General features: G+C 58.8%; 20 protein-coding genes. 11 read left to right on the forward strand and 9 right to left on the reverse strand.

Going from position 1 to position 24,115, the window contains the following annotated elements:
• Positions 1–13 precede the first annotated feature (13 nt).
• On the reverse strand, positions 14–1,228 hold the full coding sequence (locus ACUNV4_RS20940; protein WP_430880564.1) for an MFS transporter: 1,215 nt from the start codon (positions 1,226–1,228) through the stop codon (positions 14–16).
• A 119-nt stretch (positions 1,229–1,347) separates the two neighbouring features.
• Between ACUNV4_RS20940 and ACUNV4_RS20945 the strand changes: the two genes are divergently transcribed.
• On the forward strand, positions 1,348–1,935 hold the full coding sequence (locus ACUNV4_RS20945; protein WP_430880565.1) for a uracil-DNA glycosylase family protein: 588 nt from the start codon (positions 1,348–1,350) through the stop codon (positions 1,933–1,935).
• A gap of 14 nt (positions 1,936–1,949) precedes the next feature.
• On the opposite strand, the gene ACUNV4_RS20950 is transcribed toward ACUNV4_RS20945, so the two are convergent.
• Genes ACUNV4_RS20950 through gshB form a run of 7 tightly spaced genes read right to left on the reverse strand, consistent with a single transcriptional unit; the run spans position 1,950 to position 7,722 of the window.
• Positions 1,950–3,287, reverse strand: coding sequence for a dihydroorotase (locus ACUNV4_RS20950; protein ID WP_430880566.1), 1,338 nt, complete (start codon positions 3,285–3,287; stop codon positions 1,950–1,952).
• Positions 3,284–4,264, reverse strand: a complete 981-nt coding sequence (locus ACUNV4_RS20955; RefSeq protein ID WP_430880586.1) for an aspartate carbamoyltransferase catalytic subunit — start codon at positions 4,262–4,264, stop codon at positions 3,284–3,286. The genes ACUNV4_RS20950 and ACUNV4_RS20955 overlap by 4 nt, the downstream gene beginning before the upstream one ends.
• A gap of 2 nt (positions 4,265–4,266) precedes the next feature.
• A complete protein-coding gene (gene pyrR, locus ACUNV4_RS20960) occupies positions 4,267–4,800 on the reverse strand; it encodes a bifunctional pyr operon transcriptional regulator/uracil phosphoribosyltransferase PyrR (RefSeq protein WP_430880567.1) in 534 nt (177 codons plus the stop codon).
• A gap of 4 nt (positions 4,801–4,804) precedes the next feature.
• Positions 4,805–5,284, reverse strand: coding sequence for a Holliday junction resolvase RuvX (ruvX, locus tag ACUNV4_RS20965; RefSeq protein WP_430880568.1), 480 nt, complete (start codon positions 5,282–5,284; stop codon positions 4,805–4,807).
• The gene (locus ACUNV4_RS20970) at positions 5,277–5,828 is read right to left on the reverse strand and encodes a YqgE/AlgH family protein (RefSeq protein ID WP_430880569.1); all 552 of its coding nucleotides are present in this window, start codon (positions 5,826–5,828) and stop codon (positions 5,277–5,279) included. The genes ruvX and ACUNV4_RS20970 overlap by 8 nt, the downstream gene beginning before the upstream one ends.
• 29 nt (positions 5,829–5,857) lie before the next feature.
• Positions 5,858–6,733, reverse strand: coding sequence for an energy transducer TonB (locus tag ACUNV4_RS20975; RefSeq protein ID WP_430880570.1), 876 nt, complete (start codon positions 6,731–6,733; stop codon positions 5,858–5,860).
• Positions 6,730–7,722, reverse strand: coding sequence for a glutathione synthase (gene gshB, locus ACUNV4_RS20980; protein ID WP_430880571.1), 993 nt, complete (start codon positions 7,720–7,722; stop codon positions 6,730–6,732). The genes ACUNV4_RS20975 and gshB overlap by 4 nt, the downstream gene beginning before the upstream one ends.
• A 148-nt stretch (positions 7,723–7,870) precedes the next feature.
• On the opposite strand from gshB, the gene ACUNV4_RS20985 reads away from it, so the two are divergent.
• The 8 genes from ACUNV4_RS20985 to erpA all read left to right on the forward strand — a co-directional run bounded on the left by ACUNV4_RS20985 (position 7,871) and on the right by erpA (position 19,835).
• Complete coding sequence (locus ACUNV4_RS20985) at positions 7,871–8,362, forward strand: response regulator (RefSeq protein ID WP_430880572.1); 492 nt, start codon at positions 7,871–7,873, stop codon at positions 8,360–8,362.
• A 6-nt stretch (positions 8,363–8,368) separates the two neighbouring features.
• Complete coding sequence (locus tag ACUNV4_RS20990) at positions 8,369–8,818, forward strand: chemotaxis protein CheW (protein WP_430880573.1); 450 nt, start codon at positions 8,369–8,371, stop codon at positions 8,816–8,818.
• Complete coding sequence (locus ACUNV4_RS20995) at positions 8,818–10,290, forward strand: methyl-accepting chemotaxis protein (protein ID WP_430880574.1); 1,473 nt, start codon at positions 8,818–8,820, stop codon at positions 10,288–10,290. Before ACUNV4_RS20990 ends, ACUNV4_RS20995 begins: the two co-directional genes overlap by 1 nt.
• Complete coding sequence (locus ACUNV4_RS21000) at positions 10,283–15,130, forward strand: hybrid sensor histidine kinase/response regulator (protein WP_430880575.1); 4,848 nt, start codon at positions 10,283–10,285, stop codon at positions 15,128–15,130. Before ACUNV4_RS20995 ends, ACUNV4_RS21000 begins: the two co-directional genes overlap by 8 nt.
• A gap of 111 nt (positions 15,131–15,241) precedes the next feature.
• On the forward strand, positions 15,242–17,467 hold the full coding sequence (locus ACUNV4_RS21005) for a beta-propeller domain-containing protein (protein ID WP_430880576.1): 2,226 nt from the start codon (positions 15,242–15,244) through the stop codon (positions 17,465–17,467).
• 121 nt (positions 17,468–17,588) lie between these two features.
• The gene (gene argC / locus ACUNV4_RS21010; protein ID WP_430880577.1) at positions 17,589–18,614 is read left to right on the forward strand and encodes an N-acetyl-gamma-glutamyl-phosphate reductase; all 1,026 of its coding nucleotides are present in this window, start codon (positions 17,589–17,591) and stop codon (positions 18,612–18,614) included.
• Between the two features lie 25 nt (positions 18,615–18,639).
• A complete protein-coding gene (locus tag ACUNV4_RS21015; RefSeq protein ID WP_430880578.1) occupies positions 18,640–19,404 on the forward strand; it encodes a hypothetical protein in 765 nt (254 codons plus the stop codon).
• 65 nt (positions 19,405–19,469) lie between these two features.
• Positions 19,470–19,835, forward strand: coding sequence for an iron-sulfur cluster insertion protein ErpA (erpA, locus tag ACUNV4_RS21020; protein WP_430880579.1), 366 nt, complete (start codon positions 19,470–19,472; stop codon positions 19,833–19,835).
• 96 nt (positions 19,836–19,931) lie between these two features.
• Here erpA and ACUNV4_RS21025 read toward each other — a convergent pair whose 3' ends face one another.
• The gene (locus tag ACUNV4_RS21025; protein ID WP_430880580.1) at positions 19,932–21,521 is read right to left on the reverse strand and encodes a peptidoglycan DD-metalloendopeptidase family protein; all 1,590 of its coding nucleotides are present in this window, start codon (positions 21,519–21,521) and stop codon (positions 19,932–19,934) included.
• Here ACUNV4_RS21025 and ACUNV4_RS21030 point away from each other — a divergent pair.
• Both ACUNV4_RS21030 and tyrS read left to right on the forward strand, forming a co-directional pair.
• On the forward strand, positions 21,520–21,735 hold the full coding sequence (locus ACUNV4_RS21030; RefSeq protein WP_430880581.1) for a hypothetical protein: 216 nt from the start codon (positions 21,520–21,522) through the stop codon (positions 21,733–21,735). The genes ACUNV4_RS21025 and ACUNV4_RS21030 overlap by 2 nt on opposite strands.
• Before the next feature lie 226 nt (positions 21,736–21,961).
• Positions 21,962–23,185 (forward strand): tyrosine--tRNA ligase, encoded by a 1,224-nt coding sequence (gene tyrS / locus ACUNV4_RS21035; protein WP_430880582.1) that lies wholly within the window; start codon positions 21,962–21,964, stop codon positions 23,183–23,185.
• The last annotated feature ends 930 nt before the right edge of the window (positions 23,186–24,115 follow it).

The following is a 24,115-nucleotide window of genomic DNA, read 5'->3' on the forward strand; positions in this document are numbered from 1 at the left end:
ACATCGGCATGGTTCAGTGTGTCTCAGGCTGGTGGTCCGTCGGGGCTGCCAGGCGTCGGTCACGTGCTCTGGACAACAGGTACTGCAGCATGATGGCGCACAGGTAGAGGCCGACGACCGTCATCATCATGATCGGCAGATTCGCTGCGGCCAGAACCGCGAGTAGCAGCGGGGTGCCGATGATATTGCCGATATTGCCCATCTGCGCCATGGTGCCGTAGGCAATGGCCTGATCTTCGGCGCGGACATTGAGCTGCGGGATGGCGGCGTAGCTGGCTCCCTGGACCAGTCCGAGCGAGCCCGTGAGCGCAATCGCTATCCATGAAGTATCCGGCAGCACGACAAATGCGATGGCCAGTGCCATGGCGAGAGTGAAGCCGAGTGCAATCACCCGTATCGCCGGCACCCTCCTGAGCAGGAATACACCAAGCGTCATGGAGACGGCGATGGCGGCAAGCGGCATGATGCCGGCAACCAGGGCGCGTTCGCTGGCGGGCATGAGAGTAGGGAGAACCGTCAGCAGAGCGACGAATGTCGCGGCATAGAACAGCCAGGCGCAGGACGGCGCGGCAACGAAGGGAGAGCCATAGGCTTGCCGGTGACGCTGCAGACCAGCGCGCAGCGGGTGCTGCTGTCCGTTCGCAGCCATGTTGCAAGCCGCTCGCTCGGCGCTCGGCAGCAGAACGCCGAGCAGGCAAGCCATGACTGCCATGTGACTGGCGTGCAGCAGAAACAGCATGTCGACACCGTGCTCTCTGACCAGTGGTATCCCCAGCCAGGCTGTCAACGCGAACGAAACACCGAAGAAGGTGCCCCAGAGTGACATTGCCAGGGGCTGCCAGCGAGACGAGGTCAGGGTGCTCATCAGCGTTGGCGCTGCCACGACAATGCCCAGGTGCGACAGTCCTTCGAGAATGCGGGAGCCGAGCATGATGGAGAAAGCGGGCAGCAGGCTCTGGAACAGCGAGACGGCTGCGCCCAGCAGCAGCGACAGGATCAGTGTCTGTCGAGCACCGATGCGGTTCAGCAGGATACCGGCGCTCAGGCCGAGTACCACACCGACGAAGCTGACCATCGACACCAGGAATCCGATGGACGCACCACGCTCCGGATACAGTGCGGCAACTTCGGGCAGGATGACACTGAACTTGGAAAACTGCCCGGCAGCTCCCAGTCCGGCCGCCCAGAGAAGCAGTATCAGAAGTGGTTGTCGGCCAGGGGCTGGCATGATGCAGGCTGTGAGTGGAAGCGGGACTCATGATACCTTGAGCGCATGCCGTGAAAGCCGACATCAGTCCTGTTCCCGATGACGATTTTCCGTGACGATCCCTCAAGCATCCATGCATCATGACCGAATTGCCGACACTGCTCGAAAAGGTGCGCAACTGCACGATCTGCGCAGAACATCTGCCTCTGGGGCCGAGGCCGGTCGTGCAGCTGGGTGCTCGTGCCCGCATTCTGATAGCCGGTCAGGCCCCGGGCAGAAAGGTTCATGAATCCGGCATACCTTTCGACGATGCCAGTGGTGATCGGCTGCGACGCTGGATGGGTGTGTCACGAGAGGTCTTCCATGATGCAGACAGGGTGAGCATTCTGCCCATGGGATTCTGTTATCCCGGTTCCGGCAAGTCCGGTGATCTGCCACCCAGACCGGAATGTGCACCACAGTGGCGCGCCAGGCTGCTGTCTCGGCTCGACAATCTGCAGATGACTCTGGTGATCGGACACTACGCGATGCGTTATCACCTGCCCGGGAAGAGCGTCTCGGTCACGGAGGCTGTCAGGCAGTGGCGTGACAGCTGGCCCGGTGTCGTGCCGATGCCGCATCCGAGCCCGCGCAACAATCGTTGGCTCAAGGCCAACCCCTGGTTTGAACAGGAGTTGGTGCCAGAGTTGCAATCAAGGATTGCCGGATTGCTGAAGACAGGCGGCTGAGCGCCTACCGGCCGTCAGTCGTTGTGGGCTGGCTTCTCGCCCGGTACATGCATCTGCCCGTTGCTGAAGACATGCGTGACCCTGCCCCGCAGCGGTTGCAGTCGCAGATCCCTGGCGTCATGAATATTCAGTGGGTGGTTGTGGCCTGCCAGTGTCGATGCCCGGATATCCTGCTCGATGGAATGATCTTCTGTCAGCAGAAAGAAATCGGCTGCAGCGCCTGGCTGCAACCCCGCTTCCGTGCTGCCATTGATGATTCTGCGGGGTGCATCGCTGAGTTTGCTGATGACCTGTTGCAAGGGCAGATCAAGCATGTCGGGCAGTTGAAGAATCAGCGGTATTGCCCATCGATACGCTGCCAGGCCCGGTTCGGTAGCCGGAAAGGGGGCCAGGCTTGCGTCGTGGTCATGCGGTGCGTGATCGCTGCAGATGGCATCGATGACACCATCGACCAGTCCCTGGCGCAATGCATCCCGGTCGGCATGACTGCGAAACGGCACGGCACTGTGGAAAGATGAATCGTATCCTGACAGGTGTTCATCAGTGAAAAAGAGATGATGCAGGCCCACATCGCAGCTGACGGGAAGTGCCTGCTGCTTGGCGGCGGCGACCATCTGTACCGCTCTGGCAGAACTGATTCTGGAAATGTGCAGGCGGCAGCCTGTCTCACTGCACAGTTCCAGCAGTCTGGCCAGGGCTACAGTTTCCGCGGCTACCGGAATACCGGGCAGGCCGAGCCGGGTCGCCATTGCACCGGCATGAGCACAGCCACTGGCTCCCAGTTGCGCGTCCCGTGCCGTCATGAACAGAGGCATGTTGAAGGAGGCGGCGTACTCCATGGCACTGTGCAGCACGGTAGTGCTCTCCAGCGGGTGATCGGCCTGGCCAGCCACCGGGCAACCGGCGGCCTGCAAGGTGGCCAGCTCACTCAGTTGTTCTCCCTGCAAGCCGACTGTCAGAGCGGCCATGGGAATGACGCGGGCACCATTGGCGACCTCTGCACGGTGCTGCACCAATTCGACTGTCGCCACGCTGTCGATTGCCGGCTGGGTGTCGGGAGCGCACAGTACACAGGTAAACCCTGCGGCCAGAGCGGCCTGCGATTCACGGGCAATCGTGCCCTTGCGTGTCAGGCCGGGTTCGCGCAGGCGTGCGTACAGATCGATCATGCCGGGCAGGGCTGTCATGCCGGCGGCATTGATCTCGATACTGTCTGCGGAGTATTCGGTCTGTCCATTGGAAGACTGATCGAGGCTCTCCACCCGTCCGTCTTTCAGGACGATGAGGTGGGGGGTACTGTCACCGGGCAGGCGGACATTGCGAATGATGACGGACTGCTTGGCAATATTCATGTCACCGCCTCCGAACGGCGCAGACTCTCGGCGTTGCCCATCACGATGGACATCACTGCCATGCGGACGGCAATGCCATAGGTCACTTGCTCGAGTATCACGGACTGGGCTCCATCGGCCACGCTACCGGCGATTTCCACGCCGCGGTTGGTTGGTCCCGGGTGCATGACCAGCGCATCGGGTTTTGCCAGCGCCAACCGTTCGGGAGACAGTCCGTAGGTCCGATAGAATTCACTGCTGCTGGGAACCGTTGCACTCAGCATGCGCTCCTTCTGCAGACGCAGACCCATTACGACATCGGCTCCCACCAGGGCCTTGTCCAGGTTGGGGTAGACCGTCACGCCCAGCGATTCCACATCGGCCGGAATCAGTGTGCGCGGACCCACCACCCGGATCTCTCCGGTGCCCAGTTTTGCCAGCGCCGATATGTCCGACCGGGCAACCCGTGAGTGACGGATGTCGCCGATGATGACCACGCACAGATTGGCGAAGTCTCCCTTGTGGCGACGGATCGTGAACATGTCCAGCATGCCCTGGGTGGGATGCGAATGCTGGCCGTCCCCGCCATTGATGATATTGATACCCGGCGAGACATGCCGGGCAATGAAATGCGCTGCTCCCGAATCGCCGTGGCGTACGATGAACATGTCGCACTGCAAGGCCTCGAGCACATGCAGAGTATCGAGCAGGGATTCTCCCTTCTTGGTGGAAGAGGTCACCAGGTCGACATTCAGGATGTCGGCACTGAGCCTCTTTGCCGCCAGTTCGAAGGCTGTGCGAGTTCGGGTGCTGTTCTCGAAGAACAGATTGGCGACCGTCTTGCCTCGCAGCAGGGGGACCTTCTTGACCGTCCGGTCACCCACCCCGGCGAAGCCCTCGGCCGTATCCAGAATCTGCGTAAGCAGAGAACGGTCCAGTCCGTCCAGATCGATGAAATGGTGGAGTTTTCCCTGGGTGTTGAATTGCGGATCCGGCAGACTCATGCTTTTTGACCCACGTTGAGCTGCATGTTGTCGGCATCCAGATCAATGTACTGGTTCGACTGCACCGTCATGGTCTGACCCGTGACATCGGCGCGGATGGGCAATTCGTGACCATCTCGCTGTACCAGTACTGCCAGCGAGATCCTCGCCGGGCGTCCGTAATCGAATATCTCGTTCATCGCTGCGCGCACCGTCCGACCGGTTCCCAGTACGTCGTCGACCAGCAGGATATGTCTGTTGTCGACATCGAACGGCACCTGAGAGGGACCCACCACCGGGTGCAGCCCGACCGAACTGAAATCGTCCCGGTAGAAGGCGATATTGAGCTCGCCCAGCTCCGCATGGACCGGGGCGCCGGCCAGGGTCAGCTTGTCCAGCAGATAGCGACCAACGTCCACTCCGCCTCGGCGGATACCGATCAGCGCGGTGGATGAGTCGTTGCCGATCAGGCTCATCAATGGTTCAACCATGCCATCGAGCCAGCCGGTGACGGTCGGCGTGTCATAGAGGGTACTGGGCAATTCTGTCACTGACTTATTCTCTCAAGCTGAACCAGGACTCAAGTATAAGGGCCGCGGCGACCTTATCGACATCTCCGTGTCGAGTCTTGCGACGTCTTTGTCCGCTGCGCCGTTGCTGACGGATGACCTCCTGCGCCGCCATGGAGCTGAAGCGTTCGTCACACAGGTGCACTGGCAGTCCGAAGCGCTTCTTCAGGCGTTTGACGAATCCACGTACATGGTGGGTGATGGTCTGTTCCTCGCCATCTTCCGTCAGTGGCCAGCCAACGACCAGATCGCTGGGTTGCCATTGTTCCACCAGTGAGTCGATCGTCGTCCAGTCGGGTGTGCCATTGGTGTTGATGACGACTTCCAGCGGCCGACTGCTTTGCAAGCGTGCTTCGCCAATGGCGGTGCCGATGCGCTTGCTGCCATAGTCGAAGCACAGGCAGGTGCCGACTGCTCCGGAGGCTGCGCCCGATGCCGGCTCGGGGGCAGGAGGGTGGTCAGGCATGGCCGGACTGTCCGACGATCTGTGTGATATCGATTCCCAGCAGCTGACCCACTGCCTGACGTCTCTCGGCCAGCGGGGTGTGGAAAATGATGTCGGTATCGGCAGGGGAGGTGAGCCAGGCATTGGAGGCAATCTCCATTTCCAGCTGTCCGGGTGCCCAGCCGGAATGCCCCAGCAGGGCAAGATAGGTGTGGGGTTGATCGCCTTTGGCGAGTGCTTCCAGTACATCGCGTGAACTGGACAGGGAAACGCCGATGTCGAAATCTCGTGTCAGTTCGAATCGAGGGCCGGGCGGGTGCAGTACCAGTCCGTGGCCTTCGTCGACCGGGCCACCGCGCATGACATCCTGTTCTCTGATGGCAGCATCATCACAATGGATGGCCATTTGCGAGAACACCTCATCAAGGCTCATTCCCAGCACGTGATTGATGATGACGCCGAAGGCACCGTGTTCACCATGATCGAGAATGTAGACCACGGAATCGCGGAAATCCGTATCTTGCATCTGAGGCATGGACAACAGGAAGTGATGCGTCAGATTCATCAATTGGCCAGATGCCCCGTTCAGTGGTGTCAGTAGCTTCGAACCGAGCTGCTCTCGAATTCCCAGGTTCGTACTATATACAGAATATCGGTTTCTTCGGCCAGGGAGCCTGTCATGGCTTCGAATGGTGCCGCCATTTCCACGATACGGACAGCGGCGTCATCCAGTAGCTTGTGGCCGGAGGATTCGTCAACGGTAACACTTTCTATATCGCCGTTCTTGTAGATGCCCACAATCAGTATCAGGGATCCGGTCATCTTGTTGCGGCGAGCCGCATCGGGGTAATTCAGGTTTCCGACGCGCTCCACCTGCTTGACCCATTTGTGCATGTAACTGGCAGCGGCGGTCTCGGTGGTGCGGGCATTGATGTGTTTCTTCTTCGGACGCTTGGCGAATTCCTGCTGCTGTCGCTCGATTTCGGCGGCCAGGCGGGCGATGTCCATGTTTTTCTCCACCACCACCGAGTCCTCGGCCGCGTCGGACTTTTCATTGTTCTCGCTGGTCTCCTCGGTCTTGACCGAGTCCTCCGAGAATACTGCCGTCACGACTTCTTCGGCACTCTCTTCGCTGGGCTTTGGCGCGCTTTTCAGGATCGGGGTAGCGGCCAGACCGTCCGAATCGACATCCAGAGAGCTGGCAAAGGGGGAGGAAGGACGCGTGTTTTCCTCCGACTCACCGCCACCATCCTGCGAGAATGTCGACAGATAGGCAGCTTCCTCCGGCTTGTCGCTGTTCGATTGCTCGACCAGAATGACTTCCAGCGATGGTGGTGTCCGCATTTCATCCAGAAACGGATTGAAGCTGACGCCCAGCAGCACGATGGCATGCACCGCTGCCGCAATGAACAGGGCAACGGTCAGCACATCCGGATGATGCCTGGTAACGGGAACGGCATGTTCGCTCATGAATGATTCATTGCCGCCTCCACGGCGTCCAGATACTTGTCCGCAATTCCGGGAACATGGTCCTTGCTCTTGGCGTTTCCGGTCTCTTGTGTATGCATGAATGCGTCCAGTTCTCGCACGCAGGTAGGACTGGTCACGTTTATCTCGGTCAGATAACTGCCAATGACGTCCAGCCCGACGAACAGCAATCCGCGTTCCAGCAAGTACGGTGCCACCGCCTCGACAATGCGTCGCTCGCTATCGCCAATGGCGACCGGGACTCCTCGGCCGCCAGCTGCCAGATTGCCGCGGGTTTCTCCCTGGGCCGGAATGCGAGCCAGCGCATAGGGCACCGCCTCGCCATTGACCACCAGCACGCGCTTGTCGCCGTCCTTGATCTCGGGCACGTAACGTTGTGCCATGATCTGGCGGGTATCGTTCAGCGTGGAATGCTCGAGAATGATATTGATGTTCGGATCATCTGGCGTGAGTCTGAATATGCCGGCACCGCCCATGCCATCGAGCGGCTTGATGATGGCGTCGCCATGTTGTCTTATGAAACCCTTGAGACGTTCCGAACTGGTTGTCACCAGTGTCGGCGGGCAGAACTCGCTGAACCAGGAGGTATAGAGCTTTTCGTTGACGTCACGCAGGGATCCCGGACGATTGCTGACATAGACACCTTCGACTGCGGCACGTTCGAGGATATACGTGGTGTAGATGAAGTCCATGTCGAATGGCGGATCCTTGCGCATCAGGATGATATCGTGTTCGGACAGCGGGGCATCCATGGGATCCTCTGCATCGAACCAGTGCTGATTGTCGTCGTACACCTGTACCTTGCGGCGACGGGCAAAGGCCCGGCCCTGATCCAGATACATGTCTTTCTGGTCGATACTGTGGACGGTCCAGCCGCGGGCCTGGGCGGCCAGCATCATGGCCAGGGTCGTGTCCTTGTAAGGGGTGATCGACTCGATCGGGTCCATCACGACACCAAGAGTAATGCTCATAAGAGTGCTTCTGATACGGGCTAATCGTTAGTCCAAGTATCGCATGGTCTAATGGCCGTGCGGGTTTATCGTCCGTATCGCGTGACGCTGAGGCATCTAATCGGATACCCTTGACACGGTACACGGTTGCGTCGGCAAGAGCCTCTGCATGAAACATTCAGACAATGGACATAGCGCCACCGAAGCGACAGGCGAGATGACAGCGCCTACCGTTCTGCTGGTCGATGACAGCAAAACGGTCCGCCAGTCTGCGCAGGCAATCCTGGAGTCCGAGGGCTATCGGGTTGTCACGGCCGTCGATGGTTTCGAGGCGCTTGCTCTGGTGGTCGAGCATCGTCCGGCTCTGGTGCTGGCAGACATCATGATGCCGCGTCTGGATGGCTACCAGACCTGCGCACTGATAAGAAACAATGCCGATCACAAGGCAATCCCGGTTGTCATGCTCTCCAGCAAGGACGGCCTGTTCGACAAGGCACGTGGTCGAATCGTCGGCAGCAATGCGCACCTGTCGAAGCCCTTCACTGCCGAGAGTCTGCTGGCTGCCGTGCGTCGCCATATCCCGATACCGCTGCCAGCTCGCGATGTGCCGGTAGCCACGGCCAGCAAGGCGGATGAGCCTGCTGAAACCAGTGACGCCTGAAGTCTCGTGGCTATACGACACCTGTTGTTCGAAGCCGGTGGCCTGGCCCTGGCTGCGCCAGCAGAGCTGATCAGCTCGGTTCACGAACAGCTGCGTGTGCAACCGGTTTCCGGTACTCAACGCTGGTTTCGCGGACTTGCAGTAGCGCATGGCAAATTGTTGCCGGTGACCGATCTCGGTGCCTTTTCAGGGCGTCGCTCATCCACGGGTCATACACTGGAACTGACAGAGTCGATCGGCAAGGGTGGGCTGCAGGTCGATACCGTGTTCGGTTTGAGTGCCACACCGCTGAGCGAGGTACCGTTGGATCAGGAGGACGCCGTATTCTCCAGTGACGGAAATCTGGCACTGACGACGCAGGCAGTTGTCCAGCAGGACCGCGTGCATCGTCTGCTGGACATTGCCGCGCTGTTGCAGTCTCCTGTATTTCTCAATATTGCGGAAACCGATAATTGATGTCTGCTGTTGCCTACACCTCGCGTGAAAGGAAACTGTCCGTACCTTTCGTTCTGCTGATTCTGTCGATACTGGCCCTGCTGGTGTCGCTGATGGGGCTGGCTCGAACCTCCGCTCTGGCCAGCGAGCGCATGGCCGACCTGCAAGTGGCCTGGGAGGCTGTGCAGGATGGCTCCGTGGAAGGCAGCGAGCTGGTTGCAACCGATCGGCTCATGGGGCGATTGCGCATGCCCGTGCCGGCCATGCGCAACGCTGCCTACTGGAGTCTCGGGCTCGCCTTTCTCAGTCTGCTGCTGTTCTGCTGGTTACTCGTGTCATCACGTCGCTCGGTCGAGCAGGAAGAGAGCAGGCGAGGGATTGAAGACAGCCATGAACAGGCTGCCGTGTTGCGGCTCATGGATGAAATTGCACCACTGGCCAGTGGCGACCTGCGCGTACGTGCCACGGTCGGCAACAATATGACGGGGTCTCTGGCCGAAGCCTTCAATTACTCCATCAGCGAATTGCGTTGGCTTGTCGGCACCATGGGCCATACCTCGGAGCAGATCAACGCTGCGATCCTGCGCTCGAGAGAGTCGGCGGAATCGGTCTCCATGGCCTGCACCGAACAATCTGCCGAAACCCTGCGTTCATCCAATCATCTGTCCGCGCTGGGTGGAGCGATGGCAGAGATTTCCAGCGACGCGGCGGAAACTGCCACAACGGCCCAGGCGGCTGTGGCTCAGGCAGAACTTGGAGCAGAGTCGTTGGCGATCACGCTCAATCGCCTGTTTTCGATACGTAACGAGGCGGACGTCACTACCCGGCTCATGCATCGCCTGGTGGAAAACGTCGCGGCTATCAATGAGCGTGTGGGTGTCATTCGTGAGGTGGCGCGACGTACTGATCTGCTGGCACTGAATACCACCATTCGCGCATCGGCAGGTTCACGTGCCAGTTCCCCGGGGGATGCCGCCGCGGATCTGGGCCGCCTGTCGGATGAAGTTGCGCAACTGGCCGAAGTGCTGGGGCGTACCACTCGGGATATAGATACACTGACCAGCACCATCGCGCAGGATGCATCTGATACGGTGCAATCCATGGAATTTACCAGCGTGGAACTGGCCGCCGGTGTCTCCCAGACAGAAAAGGCGACAACATCACTGCAGGCCATTCGGCAGGATGCAGACACCCTTCGGCAACGTGCCAGTACTCTGGCGCAGCGAACGACAGCGCAAACCGCGCTGGTGCGTACCTTGTCGGAGAACATGGATGTGATCAACCGCATCACCCGACAAACCGATGATGCCGTTACCGGCAATGTCGATTCACTGAGTGAGCTGGAAGAGCTGGCCAGCGAGTTGCGTCAGAGCCTGGCAGATTTTCAACTGCCACCCAGACCTGCCGCCGAGTCGGGTGCCGGTGAAGAAGGCTCGGTCGTCAAGGCAAGTCAGGCCCGTCGGGCTGCAGAACGGGCTGCCATTCATGGATGAATCCGATGACGATAGTGTCTCAGAGGATTCCTTGCCTGCTCCCGATTTCTCGCACGAGGCCCTGGCACATCTGCGGGTGCAAGCCGATGACTTCGCCCTGCATCTGCAGGTATATCTGGACAATCGCGATGCATCGACCCGACAACTGCTATGCGATGATCTGAAGCGATTTCGCAACACCCTGGTCCTGTTGGACAAGGGTGCGGCTGTCTACGTCGCCGAGGAATTGCTGGCCTTGCTGGATGCCGACCAACAGGGGCAGTCGGCTGATGAGGAAGAACTGGGCAGGGTGCTGTTGCTGGCCAGCGATCAATTGAGTGAGCATGTCACCCTGTTACAGGGTGATATCACGATAGACAACGCCCTGCCGTTGTTGCCGTTGGTCAATGACAGCCGGGCATGTCGCAACGAAGCGCTGTTGTCCGACGTGCTGGTGCTGGCTGCCGGCATCGAACTGCCGCAACCCGGCTCGGGGTCCGTTGCCGTGACCCGCGGCAAGGACGAGGCCGGCAGCGACTGGCCTGCCCAACGCCAGGCCTGGGTGGATCGTGCCTCTGCGGCTCATGCCGGTCTGGCGCAGCGCTTGCTGGACTGGTGGAGAAACGCTGACGACGACGATCTTCGAGCCCACAAGCTCCGGCTGGTTGCTCACGAAATCGATGCGCTGGCAGACTTCTGCGAATCCCGAAAACATCTCGACATTCTGCTGCCATTGTTTCAGGCCGCATCGCTGGTTGCGCGTGCAACCGCAGACGGGCAACTCACGGATGGGGCGGCACTGCGCAGTCTCTACGCGCAGCTCGAACGCAGCCTGCATCGTTGTGCAGCCGTGGCGAATCCCGAGGATCTTCTGCCCGGCGATCTGCTGCGCAACTTCCTGTATTACGTGGCACAGACCGAATCGGAAGATCCTGCGGCGATTGCGCTGCGCAGGCGCTTTCGGCTGGATCGCATCCGGCAGGCTGCGCGCGCCAATCAGAGCCGAAACACACCGACCATCGGTGTGGGCTACCATCTGTCGCGAGCCATCCGCAACAGCCTGGCGGCCGAGACACATGAGCTGCGCCAGTGGCTGGAAAGCGACATCGATGAGAACGGACGACAGCAGCCGAAGCTCATTCGCCTGCGGGTCAGGTTGAGCCAGCTTGAGCCGGTGCTCACCCTGATGGGGGCCACTCAGGCATTGTCCTGTCTGCAATCGATCAATGCGGATCTGCGGTGTCTCGACGAACAGGCAACTGATCAAGACCTCGGTCGCACGCCCGATGACACTGGCGACACCGTAGCGAAAACACCGTTTGCGCCTCCGGCAACGGGCGAGTCGGCCAATGACAGCAGTGCGGCGGAAACACCGGCGCAGCGTTGTCAGCGGCTGGCCGAATCGCTACTGCTGCTGGACACCTTGCTGGACCAGAATGCCAGAGACAGCATCCGGCGAAGTACCTCGTCCGGCGTTCAGGTGGGTGACCAGAATGAGCAGGTCTATGTCGATATGGCCATCGACGCCTGCCTGCGTGAAGCGCGGGGAAGTCTGCACGCCGTCGCCGACTCCCTGACCGAGATGTTTCATGCGCAGCCACTGGCAAGCGATGAGTGTCAGACTGTTGCCCGGCAACTGGAGCAGGTGAATCAGGCCTTGCAGATTCTGCCGTTGCCGGAAGTCACGCCATTGCTTCGAGGTTTGGTGGATGTTCTGACACATCTGCAGGTGCAGGGTGGACGGCAGGTCTCATTGCATGAAAATCGCTCGATGCGGGCCGTGCACGAAGAGATCGCGACCCTGCTGGTCTCGATGGACTATTACCTGGGTTGCGTTCTGCAGCCACAGGCCTCTGCCGGCGTGTTGCTGGTCGATGCCGAGGAGGCGTTGCTCAATGCGTGCAATCTGCTGGGTGAGACGCCGCAACCATCGCATGCCGTGGCTCGCGACAAGGATGTCGAACGCAGTGTCTTCCGGCTGCTGCCTTTCTGGGACGCCCTGGGCGAAGCCCTGGTGCAATACCGGGCGAGTCCGTCAGGCTCCCCTCTGGCAGCCATCGGACAGGCGTTGGGATTGCTGCTGAATCAGGCAAGGCAGGGGGGCTCTCCGGCCATTGTGCAACTGGCAGGATCAGCCAGCGACTGGTTCGAGCGGGGGCCGGTGATGCAGCAGGTACTGGAAGAGGATCAACTGTCGCTGCTGGAAGAAGTGCATGGTGTGATTCCGCAACTGATCGATCAATGGCTCAGTCACGGCGAAAACCCGAGAGGCTTCGCTGATCTGCTGTCGCGACTGGATGCCGTGGCGGAACCGTTCGATCTGCACGATACCGGCGGGTTGACACTCAATGTCGATGACGATCTGCTGTCCGATACGCTGGATGACTCCATCCACGCAGCGCTGGACAATACGCTCGAACATGTCTTTCACTTCGAGTGTCTGGGGCATCTGGACGACCTGGAAGCATCGGTCAGTTCCGCACTCCAGCCCAGTGCCGACCTGTCCCTGCGTCTGCCTACCGAACAGATGCTGCGTGCCTTGCATACGATGGCCGGCAGTGCGCAGACGGTAGGGGCGACCGGTATCACCGCCATCGTGCAGCCTCTGCAGAGAGTTGCCCTGACCCGACAGCGTGAAGGAACATCGTTCGACGCGACGGAAACGCGTTACATTCGCGAGTTGCTCAGAGCCTTGCGAGCTCGTTTGCACAGCCTGGCTACCGGTGAGCCGGTCACAGCGGAAATCGTGGAAATAGAAGCCCGTTTGCCGGGTTTCATGGCAAAGGTCATTCCCGGCAGTGATACACAATCGGCGGGACCTGCTCTGTCTGCCAACATACGTTCGCTCCATGATGTGTTTGCCGAGGAGGCACGCGAGTTACTGGACCGCCTGCGTCGTGCTGCCCACAGCTCGCCTGCGGACGGCACTCACATCGACGCCGCGCTGGCTGTATTGCATACACTCAAGGGCAGCGCGCGCATGGCCGGGCGCATGAGTATTGCCGAGCACGCGCATTCGCTGGAGCGGCAGTTGCAAGCCGCCGCGGAGAACTCCGAAGCGCAACAGGAAGCCTTGAAAGATGGCCTGATGATATTGAACAGCCTGGTCTTTCAGGCCTCTGCCCAGGCAAGTGTGGCCGACGCAGACCAGCTTGAAGAGTCACAGGGTTCGCAGTCACCGTCATCCGAGCCACTGTTGGTCAGCGATGCGGCATTTGACGGTTTGCTGGAGCTGGCAACCGATGTGACGGTCAATCAGGCCCGCCTGAATCACGAACTGGGCAGCCTGCGCGAGATCTGTCAGGATATCGAAACCACTTCGGCTCGCTGGCAAGCCTTGCCGCAGGCGGAACAGTTTCGCAACACACCGGCGATGAACGAAATACTGGCGGACCTGGACGCGGCGCACGACAGCATGCGTCTGGCACTGCATCGCGCCGAACGCGAACAGCAGCATTCCTCGCGCGCTGCAGCCAGTCTGCAACAGGGGCTGATACGCACCAGGCTGGTTCGGGTGGATGAAATCGAGGAGCGGCTCGCCCAGGCTGTACAGGATGCCGCAGATCTGCTGGGGTGCCGGGCCTGCATTCGGATCAGTGGAGGTGAGGTGACACTCGATCGGGCGCTGTTCCGTCAACTGCAGGCACCGCTGGAACATCTGGTGCGCAATTGCATCGTGCACGGGATCGAAAGCGAGGAAGAGCGTCTGCAAGCGGGCAAGCAGGCCATGGGCACCGTGAGTCTGCTGGCCAGTGTCGATGGCACTGATCTGGTCATCGAGGTCCATGATGATGGTCGTGGCATCGACAGGGCAGAACTGAATCGAGTCCTGCAGGCAAGAGGTGAAGCGCCGATTCAGACGCATGAACAACTGCAGGCCACCTTGTTTCGCTCCGGTTTCACCCGAATTGCATCGCCCACACCGGTAGGTGGTCATGGTCTGGGCCTGGCCGCCGTCGACGCCAGCCTGAGGCAATTGCGTGGTCATGTGCAGATTGCGACACAGCCGGGAGAGGGGACGCGGGTGTGTCTGCGCATTCCGCAGCACATTGTGGTCAATCAGGTGGTACTGGTGGAAGAGGCTGGCGTACTGTTTGCCATGCCTGTCAATCAGGTGGATTCGGTCAATACGCCGCGTACCCGGGTGGAAGCACCGGAGCGGTATCGTCCGATCAGCCTGTCCCGGCTGATCGCACCCATGGACGGTGGTGACGCTTCCGGACAGCCGGTCGAGCGTGCGGCGGTGCTCGTCAGTGTCAGTGGCCAGCAGCTGGCGCTGGAAGTGGATCGGGTCATCGGTTATCGAGAGCTGGTCACTCAGGCGCTGGGATCACAGATGGCCAGCCTGAAATGCTACTCGGGCGGTAGTGTGCTGGCTGACGGTCGGCAGGTACTGATTCTGGACCTCAACCGAATCGTCGAGATGCCGAGGCCGGACACCGATGCTCCCGGCAGAGCTGCGCGATCTTCCCGGCGACCGGTAGCACTGGTGGTTGATGATTCATTGACAATGCGAGTGGCCACCGACGACATGTTGCAGCAATCGGGCATCGCGGTCCGGCAATGTCGCGACGGCGTCGAAGCGCTGGAGAGCATGGCCTCGGCGCTGCCGGACCTGATCATCCTGGATCTGGACATGCCGCGCCTCGACGGGCTCGGATTTCTGCGACAGATTCGCCGGCGCTACGCCGAAGCCTGCCCACCCGTCATCATCATCAGCAGTCGTGATGATGAAGCCAACAGGCACCTGGCCGAAAGCCTGGGAGTCGTTCGATTTCTACCCAAGCCGTATGATGCAGAACAGCTACAGGATGCCATTCAAGCAGCCGGATTCCTCCTGCCGGACCTCACCATCGCCTGACGGTAAAACTTGACATGGCACCTGTTTGACTTGATTCAGGCTTGCCTTTGGTCGCTACAGGAGTATGATTGGGATATTAGTCCCAAATGGGCCGAGGGGAGGAAAATGCGCATGAACGCACGAATCACGGTGGTTGCCGGTCTTGTCAGCGCGGTATTGCTGGCTGCCTGCAGCTCTGACAGTGACACATCCGTCGAACCACTCGGTGATCGCAAGCTGCGAACACTGGGTAGCGGCGATGCATTTCTGGATGCCGTCAGGGAGGGCCTGATTGCGCAGAACACGGCCTCCCAGGGCAACCCTGACTATTTATCGTCCGAGTCCGGCGATCAGGATTCGGCGCCCGTGAGTGGCGATGGCGCGGCGTCGGGGGAATCCGGTGGTGATACCGGTGGTGAAAGTGGCGGCGAGGGGGGTGTCGATGATTCCTCAAGTGGCAATGAGGTCACCTCGACCAATGTGCAGGAGCTGGGTGTGGACGAGCAGGACTGGGTCAAGGTCAATGCAAGCGGTGACCGACTCTATCTGCTGAACAGTGCCTACGACTACTACTACGGTCCGGAGGATGGTTTTATCGGCGATACGCTGCCCGGAGAAGAGCCTCTTGCGGCCGGCACGACTCTGCGCATCCTGCAACTCGACGCTGACGCTCCCGATGCCACTGGTCTCCGGGACTTGCCGCTGTCGCTCGATGGTCGTTACGCGGAAGGATTCTACCTCTACGAGAAGGACGAGCAGACGCAGGCAATAGTGAGTGCCTCGGGTAACAGTTTCTGGGCTTACTGGTCAGAACCTGCCATGTTCGGCGGGCGTGACAGTCTCATCACACGCGTGGATGTCAGCGATGCCGCCAATGCCTCGGTGACCGCCACACTGAACCTGGACGGGCAGATCGTATCGAGCCGGAGAATCGGCAAATACCTGTTTCTGGCTTCACGCTTCTACCCGCAGTTGCCCGACGTGCAGTCATACCAGGTCAGCGCGGACCAATGGCGAGAAGCCGTCAACAGCGCATCAGCGACCGATCTTCTGCCGCAATACAGCCTCGATGGCGGTGCGAACCGTACGGCGCTGATCGATCCCGGCAGCTGTTTCGTCTCGGATTCTGCCAGTAGCGACCACTATTATTCACCCGATATCATTACCTTGTCCGTGTTCGATCTGGAGGCCTGGCAGTTCAGCGACAACGAGTGTTATCTCGGGGCGACGGAGACGCTGTATGCCTCGCCACAAGCCGTTTTCCTGGCTACCACGCAATACGACTATTCCTCAGGTCCGGTTGCCGAGAACGGTGGTTCCCTGTCCGTCGATGATGGTAGTTTTCCGGTGGATATCGAATGGCATGATCCCCGTGTGGATACCGATATTCATCAGTTCAATATCGACTCTGGCCAACTGCTCTATGCCGGGTCGGGCACTGTCCAGGGGCATCTCGGCTGGAATCCTCTGCGCAAGCCTTTTCGCATGAGTGAACGGGACGGCTACCTGCGCGTGGCAACCTTCAATGATCGGCAAGGTCTCGATGAAAGCCCCATTCTGCTGAGCGTATTGCACGCCGATGGTGGCGGAGAGCTGGACACGGTTGCAAGCCTGCCCAATGCGTCGGAGCCGGGTTTCATCGGCAAGCCGGGTGAGCAGCTGTATGCTTCGCGTTTTCTGGGCGATCGCGCCTATCTGGTGACATTCCGGCAGACCGATCCACTGTACATCATCGATCTGGCAGATCCGTTGCAGCCGGCCATCGCCGGAGAGTTGCAGATTGATGGTTACAGTGATTATCTGCATCCCATCAGCGCGGACTATCTGCTGGGCATCGGCAAGGACGCTGTGGCAACACCGGGCGACATCGGTGACGGACGCGGCGCACTGGTTCAGGGCGTGAAATTGTCCCTGTTCAATGTCAGCAATCCGGCCGCACCAACCGAAGTGCAATCCATGCTGGTCGGTCAGCGAGGCACCGAGTCACGCGCGCTCAGCGATCATCGAGCCATCGTCGTGCAGTCCGCCACGGATGATCATCCTGCACGCGTCGGTTTCGGTATCGATGTCCATGGACAGGCTTCACCGAGCAGTTCGCCCACCGGGCATGAGGCCACTACCTATCATGGCTGGAATTATTCGGGGTTTCACGGTTTCGAGATTCGTACCGGAGCCGATGCGGGTATTACCTCACGCGGTGCCATGGTGGTCGAGTCATTCGGGGACGGTGGCGATTACTACCACAGTTACGCCGATGATCGCGCCGTGATGGTCAATGACTCGGTGTTCTACATCCGTGGCGACAAGGTCCATGCTGCTCCCTGGGATGACCTGGCCAACCCGATGCCTGCTCGCTAGTGTTGTGCGGGCCCGGATCATGCACGAGTGATTCCGGGTCCGCGCGACTGTGCAATAATCGTTCGCTGAGGAGCGCAGACAGCGCTTGGTTAAAGTTTGAAGGCAGGGAACAATCACGCACATGCGAATCGGGATCATTGGGGGTTCAGGCTATACCGGAGTGGAATTACTGAGATTGCTGTCGGTTCGCGACGACATCGACATCGTCTTCATCAGCTCCCGTGCGCAGGCCGGTACTCGGGTCGATGCCTTGTTCCCGAGCCTGCGCGGTCATGTCGACCTGCTGTTCTCGGACCCTGACGACGTCACGGACGCTGACTGCGATCTGGTGTTTTTCGCCACGCCCAATGGCACAGCCATGAAGCAGGCTCCGGCGCTGCTCGAAAAGGGTATCCGTGTCGTTGATCTGTCGGCCGACTTCCGATTGAAGGATGTGCCGGTCTGGGAGCAGTGGTACGGCATGCAGCATGCCAGCGCCGAGTGGGTGGAGCGAGCCGTCTACGGTCTGCCGGAGATGAATCGCGACAGCATTCGCGATGCCTTGCTGGTGGCCAACCCGGGCTGTTATCCAACCACTGTGCAGTTGGGCTTCCTGCCATTGCTGGAAGCGGGCATCGTGGATACCGAAACGCTGATTGCCGATGCCAAATCCGGAATCACCGGCGCGGGTCGAGGGGCCTCTGTTCCCAACCTGCTGGCAGAATCCGCCGACAGTTTTCGTGCTTATGGGGTTGCCGGGCATCGGCATCTGCCGGAAATCGAGCAAGGTCTGGCCGCGATGAGCCCTGGTCCCGTGAGTCTGACGTTCACACCTCACCTGTTGCCGATCATCAGAGGCATTCATGCCACCCTGTATGCCCGGCTCACGCAGAAAGTCGACCTACAGGCACTGTTCGAGGAACGATTCGGGGACGAACCCTTTGTCGATGTCATGCCGGCCGGTGCACACCCCGAAACTCGCTCCGTGCGCGGCACCAACATGTGTCGCCTGGCGGTGCATCAACCGCAAGGACGGGACACGGCCGTCGTGCTGGCCGTGGAAGACAATCTGGTGAAGGGGGCTGCCGGTCAGGCCATTCAGAACATGAATCTCATGCTCGGTCTGCCTGAAACCCGTGGTCTGCAACAACCGGCATTGATGCCCTGAACGGTATACCGATCAGGGAGCGACCATGATTTCCCGCATTCCAGGCAAGGCCTTCCTGCTGGTTGCGCTGTCTCTGTGCATACCGGCAGCCTGGATATCGGGACGCTTTCAGTCACAGGCATTGTCCCGGGAGCAACTGCGGCTTCTTCAAGCCAGTGCCGAGCAGGAGCAACTGCAGTTGCAGAACAGGGTGGAGTCGCTGCAATCCGATCTCAGGCAACAGGCGCTGTCTCTGGAAGTGGCTGAAGCCAGGGCCGCATCCCTGCAGGTCAGGCTGGACGACAGCGCGAAACAGTCGATGGACGACAAGGCCGAACTGGCCTTGTATCGTCGTATCGAAGGTACCGAGAGCGAGTGGACCATTCGGGTGGACGAATTGACCCGGACGAGTGCCGCGCCGGAAGCCCTGTCGATCACGCTGGTTCAGGCTCGTGGACGTGAACGAGCCTCCGGAGCCATCGCTGTGACCCTGCTGGCCAATCAGGCAGGCGTGGATCAGCGCTGGATACTGACTGACAGTGAGCTCGACCCGTTGGTCAGGGCCGCTGTGCCACAAGCGCCGAGCAGTGGAGAGTGGCGAGAGGATGAGCTTCTTGCATCGTCGCTGAGTGACGATGTCGTCAAGGTGGCTTTCTTTGATCTGCGTTTTTTCCAGACACTCTTGGTTAAGGCGAAGAACATCACTACCATCAACCCCGACTACGTCGAAATATGGATCTTGCCTGAAGGCAAGCGACTGAAGCCGCACGTGCAGCGTTTCCGCTGGTCAGAGATCGCGTTCGATCAATGAAGAATAGTTGACTAAAACGCTAGGTCAAGTAAACTGCCTAGCAATGAGAATGAGAGGAATTTCCAATGAGTGCTGAAGTCAATTTTGACGACTTCGAGATGCCTGATCCCCTGGTCTTTACCGAGGCGGCGGCATTGAAAGTCAAGGAACTGATCGTGGAAGAGGGAAATCCCGACCTCATGCTGCGTGTCTTCGTTTCGGGTGGCGGCTGCAGTGGGTTCCAGTACGGCTTCACTTTCGACGAGGTCATCAACGAAGGCGATACCGAGGTGAAGAAAGAAGGCGTGAAGCTGCTCATTGACCCCATGAGCTTTCAATATCTGACGGGAGCCGAAATCGACTACACGGAAGGTCTGGAAGGATCCCAGTTCGTGATCCGCAACCCCAACGCCACGACCACCTGTGGCTGTGGTTCGTCTTTCTCCGTATAGGGACAGATATTCTCGATCTGATCAGGCAACTAGGAAGGGCCTGGCGAGCCCCGTGAACTACCGGCCCTGATGGCCGGTCAGTTCACGGGGCTTTTCTCATGGCTGAGTGGGTGTCGTGGAGCTGCTGACGATGGCATTGTTGGCCGAGGCAACCTGCTGGTCGCCGGCAGGCAGAACACTTCTCATCTGGGCCGTCATTTCGTCGGATAGAGCCTTGAGCTCGGCAAGATACTTGCCCTCGATGGGTGGTGCCGCAGGCAATTCGACTTTCAGCGGATCAATCTGCATGTTGTTGACGCGGAATTCGTAGTGCAGATGGGCGCCGGTCACTCGTCCGGTCTTGCCGACATAGCCCACGACATCTCCCTGCCTGACCCGCGCGCCGGCTGCCGCCTTCTCGGAAATCTTCGACATGTGCGCATACAGCGTGCTGAATTTCTTGCCATGTTGCAGAACAACAGTGTTGCCATAGGCGCCCTTCATGCCGGAGTAGGTCACCTTGCCATCCGCTGTGGCGTAGATGGGTGATCCGATCGGGGATCCGTAGTCGACACCTCGGTGTGCGCGAATCTGATGCAGTACCGGGTGAAGTCGATTGGGGTTGAACCGGGAGGTGATTCTGACAACATCAACGGGGTGGCGCATGAACGTGCGACGCATGGACTTGCCATCAGGAGAGTAATAACCGGTTGAGCCATCATCCGTCGTGAAACGAATGGCGCGGTAGTTCTTGCCACCACGAATGAACTCCGCTGCCAGGATGTCGCCATCGCCGATATAGCGACCATCACGGTACAGTCGGTCGTAAACAAGGCTGAACTGGTCTCCCTTGCGAATGTCCTTGGCGAAATCCAGCTCCCACTGGAAAATGTCGGCCAGTTCCATGATGGTCGACTGCTTCAGATCGGCTTGCTGGGCTGCCAGATAAAGAGATTGCTGGATGGTCCCTGACGTCACCACGCGTTCCTTTTCAAGTGGCAGGTCGATCGAGACCACTTCGAAGTTGCTGTCGGAGCGATTGATCGTGATTCGCTTGTCATCGCCTACTCGAGTTGTCAGGCTCTGGAAGTTGCCGTCGGGGAGCTGCTGAATTTCCAGTTCCTGACCGATTCTGAGATTGGACAGATGCTGTTTGACGGTATCGTCCGTCAACAGTCCCGGCATCTGGTCGATGTTCACTCCATGCTTGTTGAGGATTCCCGACAAGGTGTTGCCCGGAGCCACAGCCACCACGATGGTGCTGGTGTCTTCCGGTGTGTCGGCATCCTCCAGAACGGCTGTCAGGGCAGGGTGGTCAACCAGAGGAGACAGCGTTTTCGTGACCGCGGTCTCAGTGGTTTCCATCAGGGGGTGCAAGGGGTCGCTGGGCGCTGCGGAATTCGTCAGGCCTTGATCTGTCGGCTCGGCAAGGCTTGCCGGGCGAGTGATGGCGACCTGTTTGGCAGTGTCGATGGGGGCCGCAAATGTCACGGCGGCAGCCTCCGGCTGCTCCTTTTCGCTGGAAAAGTGAGCAGTCAGCGCATCGACGGCATCGTCGAAAAAGAAAGTCGGTGCCGGCATACTTGCCCGGACAACTTCCTGCGCATTCGCCGGGTTGCCGGTGCTTGTTTCTTTTTCGACGGTTGTCCAGACAATGCCACCGATGACCACTGCCAATGCTGTATAGAGCTTGGTTCGGTGACTCATGTACGGTCGTGGTTCGACACCAGCGGGGCTGGAATCGAGTCTGACGGCACCCGTGCGTCGCCCCGACGTGGCAGATCCGCGAGTCGTGGATTTCGATCTGACTCGTGATGATCGACCGGCAGCCACAGCGCTTGAACCACGCGACTTGTCAGTTCGTGTATTTCCGGTGCTGCTGAACGCGCCGGGTGAAAAGTCCACACAGTGCGGACGGTAGTGAGCGTTTTTAGTAGTCAACGCGAGTGTCCGTTCGTAGAATTGGATTGTGAATGAATGGCGCCTGTTTTCGTTTATAGTCGCGATTACAATCGTCAGCGCTTTATCAAGTGTAGAGCAATTGTATAAAAAGTGAATGTCAACCGGGGTGTGTCTGATAAACCGGTTGATTTTCCCTTGATCATCCAGCCAGTTGTTGGCTCATCACGTGGAGCAATTCATCAGTCATGCCATCGGAGAAATCCATTAACAGTCACGATATAGAAGAACAGATTGCTCTGATATCGAGAGGTACCGATGAGGTGCTGGTGGAAAGCGAGTTGCGTGAGCGGTTGAAAGAAGGTCGACCTCTGCGAATCAAAGCAGGATTCGATCCAACTGCCCCCGATCTGCACCTTGGGCATACCGTGTTACTGAACAAGATGCGCCAGTTTCAGCAGCTGGGCCATCAGGTCATTTTCCTGATCGGGGATTTCACTGGTCGTATCGGTGACCCCAGTGGCAAGAGTGTCACGCGTCCGGCTCTGGATGATGCGGCCGTGCTGGCAAATGCTCAGACCTACAAGGAGCAGGTGTTCAAGGTTCTTGACGCCGAGAAGACCGAAGTACGCTTCAATGCGGAATGGTTCGAACCCATGTCAGCCAGTGATCTGATCCGACTGGCTTCTCGTCAGACTCTGGCTCGAATGCTGGAGCGCGATGACTTCGCCAAGCGTTATCGCGAGCAGCAACCCATCGCCTTGCATGAATTTCTGTATCCCATGGTGCAGGGCTACGACTCGGTTGCCCTGGAATGTGATGTCGAGCTGGGCGGGACCGATCAGAAATTCAATCTGTTGATGGGGCGCGAATTGCAGAAGGGCAACGGACAATCGCCGCAGATTGTCATCACGATGCCATTGCTCGAGGGGCTGGATGGCGTGCAGAAGATGTCCAAATCACTGAACAATTATGTGGGTGTCGACGATGAGGCCGATGAGATGTTCGGCAAGCTCATGTCCATTCCGGACAGCATCATGTGGCGTTACTTCGAATTGCTCAGTGCCAGGACGAATGCCGATATCGACGGTTTGAGGAAGGCCGTTGATGAGGGACGCAATCCGCGAGACGTCAAGTTCGAGTTGGGAATGGAGATTGTGGATACCTACCACGGTGTCGGTACCGGAGAGTTGGCGAAAGACGCTTTCATCAAGCGGTTTCAGCAGGGGCAGTTGCCGGAAGATATCGAATCCGTCCGTGTGGAAGCCGGCAATGAAGGGCGAGCTCTGGCCAATGTGCTGGTGGATGCGGGCCTGACGGAAAGTACTTCGGCAAGTCATCGCATGATCAAGCAGGGTGCGGTCCGTATCGATGGCGAGCGGGTGGAGGATGGACGACAGCTGCTTCAATCAGGTTCTGAAGTGGTTCTGCAAGTCGGTAAGCGGCGTGTGGCCAGGGTGTCGTTGGTCTGACCGGAAAAGGGGCAATCGCTCGGCAGGGGTGGTGACCGGGTTTTTCGGATAGCGGACGGCTGCACCGATTCACCGTCGAAGTCGATCATCGGCGTCACGTCTGCCGGGTGGTCAATGAGTGTGGAAGCTGGCAGGTTTGTGCGCCAGGTTGCAGATTGTTGACCAATTGTTGTCATGGGAGAGTCAAGTGCTGCGAGTGATGGACGCTAACTTGAGTCCTGCAAGGCATGGCGCAGGGTGGCCTGATGATCTGTTCTGACACATCACGGGAGCAAATTTGAAGTTTTTGAAAAAATAGTTGCTGAACCCCGTTGCCTTTTGCCAGAAAGTCCGTAGAATTCGCCTCCTCGCAGCGATGCAGGGACAGCTCTTCGGAGCGGTTCGATCGGGGCGGGGCGAGGCAGGGAAAAGGTTGAAAATAATTTCCCTGTGTCGAGAAGGACGCGCTAAGATAGGCGGCTCGGTCGGACGGAATGTTGTTTGATCGGTGTGTCTGGGAGGGGCGGAAAATGATGCAAATTATTTTTCCACTTTTCCAGAAACAATGTTAAAGTAGACGGCTCGGTCAGGCGATACACTGCTTCACTGAGACGGTGGTAGCGGGAAGCGATGTAAAAATCATTTCCCACCAGTTGAATAGTTCGTGGTACACTCCTCGGACTCAGCCAAGCGGAAGCAAGTACTTCCCTGGTACGCTCTTTTACAATTAAATCAAGTAATTTAAATGGGTGCTTGGATTGCATTGGTTGCTTCTGGCAATAGATGTAAACGAAGTACCTGGCTTAAGCTTTAATTGGCTGTTTGCAGCTTCGCTCTTTAATGAGACTGGTTGTAGATGGTTTAGCTTGGGTTCGGACCTTCGTTCAAAAAGTTAGTGTGCTGAAGAGCACTCTGTGGATCCTTTCGAGGGGATGCAGAAACACTATATTT

The organism is Granulosicoccus sp. 3-233 (genome assembly GCF_052681095.1).

What these genes read in the sequence shown, in the direction of transcription:
- tyrS (WP_430880582.1), top strand. Translation starts at nt 21,962, where the DNA reads ATGCCATCGGAGAAATCCATTAACAGTCACGATATAGAAGAACAGATT.
- argC (WP_430880577.1), top strand. Translation starts at nt 17,589, where the DNA reads ATGCGAATCGGGATCATTGGGGGTTCAGGCTATACCGGAGTGGAATTA.
- erpA (WP_430880579.1), top strand. Translation starts at nt 19,470, where the DNA reads ATGAGTGCTGAAGTCAATTTTGACGACTTCGAGATGCCTGATCCCCTG.
- ruvX (WP_430880568.1), bottom strand. Translation starts at nt 5,284, where the DNA reads ATGCCTGACCACCCTCCTGCCCCCGAGCCGGCATCGGGCGCAGCCTCC.
- ACUNV4_RS21005 (WP_430880576.1), top strand. Translation starts at nt 15,242, where the DNA reads ATGAACGCACGAATCACGGTGGTTGCCGGTCTTGTCAGCGCGGTATTG.
- gshB (WP_430880571.1), bottom strand. Translation starts at nt 7,722, where the DNA reads ATGAGCATTACTCTTGGTGTCGTGATGGACCCGATCGAGTCGATCACC.
- ACUNV4_RS21030 (WP_430880581.1), top strand. Translation starts at nt 21,520, where the DNA reads ATGTACGGTCGTGGTTCGACACCAGCGGGGCTGGAATCGAGTCTGACG.
- ACUNV4_RS21025 (WP_430880580.1), bottom strand. Translation starts at nt 21,521, where the DNA reads ATGAGTCACCGAACCAAGCTCTATACAGCATTGGCAGTGGTCATCGGT.
- ACUNV4_RS21015 (WP_430880578.1), top strand. Translation starts at nt 18,640, where the DNA reads ATGATTTCCCGCATTCCAGGCAAGGCCTTCCTGCTGGTTGCGCTGTCT.
- ACUNV4_RS20945 (WP_430880565.1), top strand. Translation starts at nt 1,348, where the DNA reads ATGACCGAATTGCCGACACTGCTCGAAAAGGTGCGCAACTGCACGATC.
- ACUNV4_RS20950 (WP_430880566.1), bottom strand. Translation starts at nt 3,287, where the DNA reads ATGAATATTGCCAAGCAGTCCGTCATCATTCGCAATGTCCGCCTGCCC.
- ACUNV4_RS20995 (WP_430880574.1), top strand. Translation starts at nt 8,818, where the DNA reads ATGTCTGCTGTTGCCTACACCTCGCGTGAAAGGAAACTGTCCGTACCT.
- ACUNV4_RS20975 (WP_430880570.1), bottom strand. Translation starts at nt 6,733, where the DNA reads ATGAGCGAACATGCCGTTCCCGTTACCAGGCATCATCCGGATGTGCTG.
- ACUNV4_RS21000 (WP_430880575.1), top strand. Translation starts at nt 10,283, where the DNA reads ATGGATGAATCCGATGACGATAGTGTCTCAGAGGATTCCTTGCCTGCT.
- ACUNV4_RS20985 (WP_430880572.1), top strand. Translation starts at nt 7,871, where the DNA reads ATGAAACATTCAGACAATGGACATAGCGCCACCGAAGCGACAGGCGAG.
- ACUNV4_RS20970 (WP_430880569.1), bottom strand. Translation starts at nt 5,828, where the DNA reads ATGAATCTGACGCATCACTTCCTGTTGTCCATGCCTCAGATGCAAGAT.
- ACUNV4_RS20940 (WP_430880564.1), bottom strand. Translation starts at nt 1,228, where the DNA reads ATGCCAGCCCCTGGCCGACAACCACTTCTGATACTGCTTCTCTGGGCG.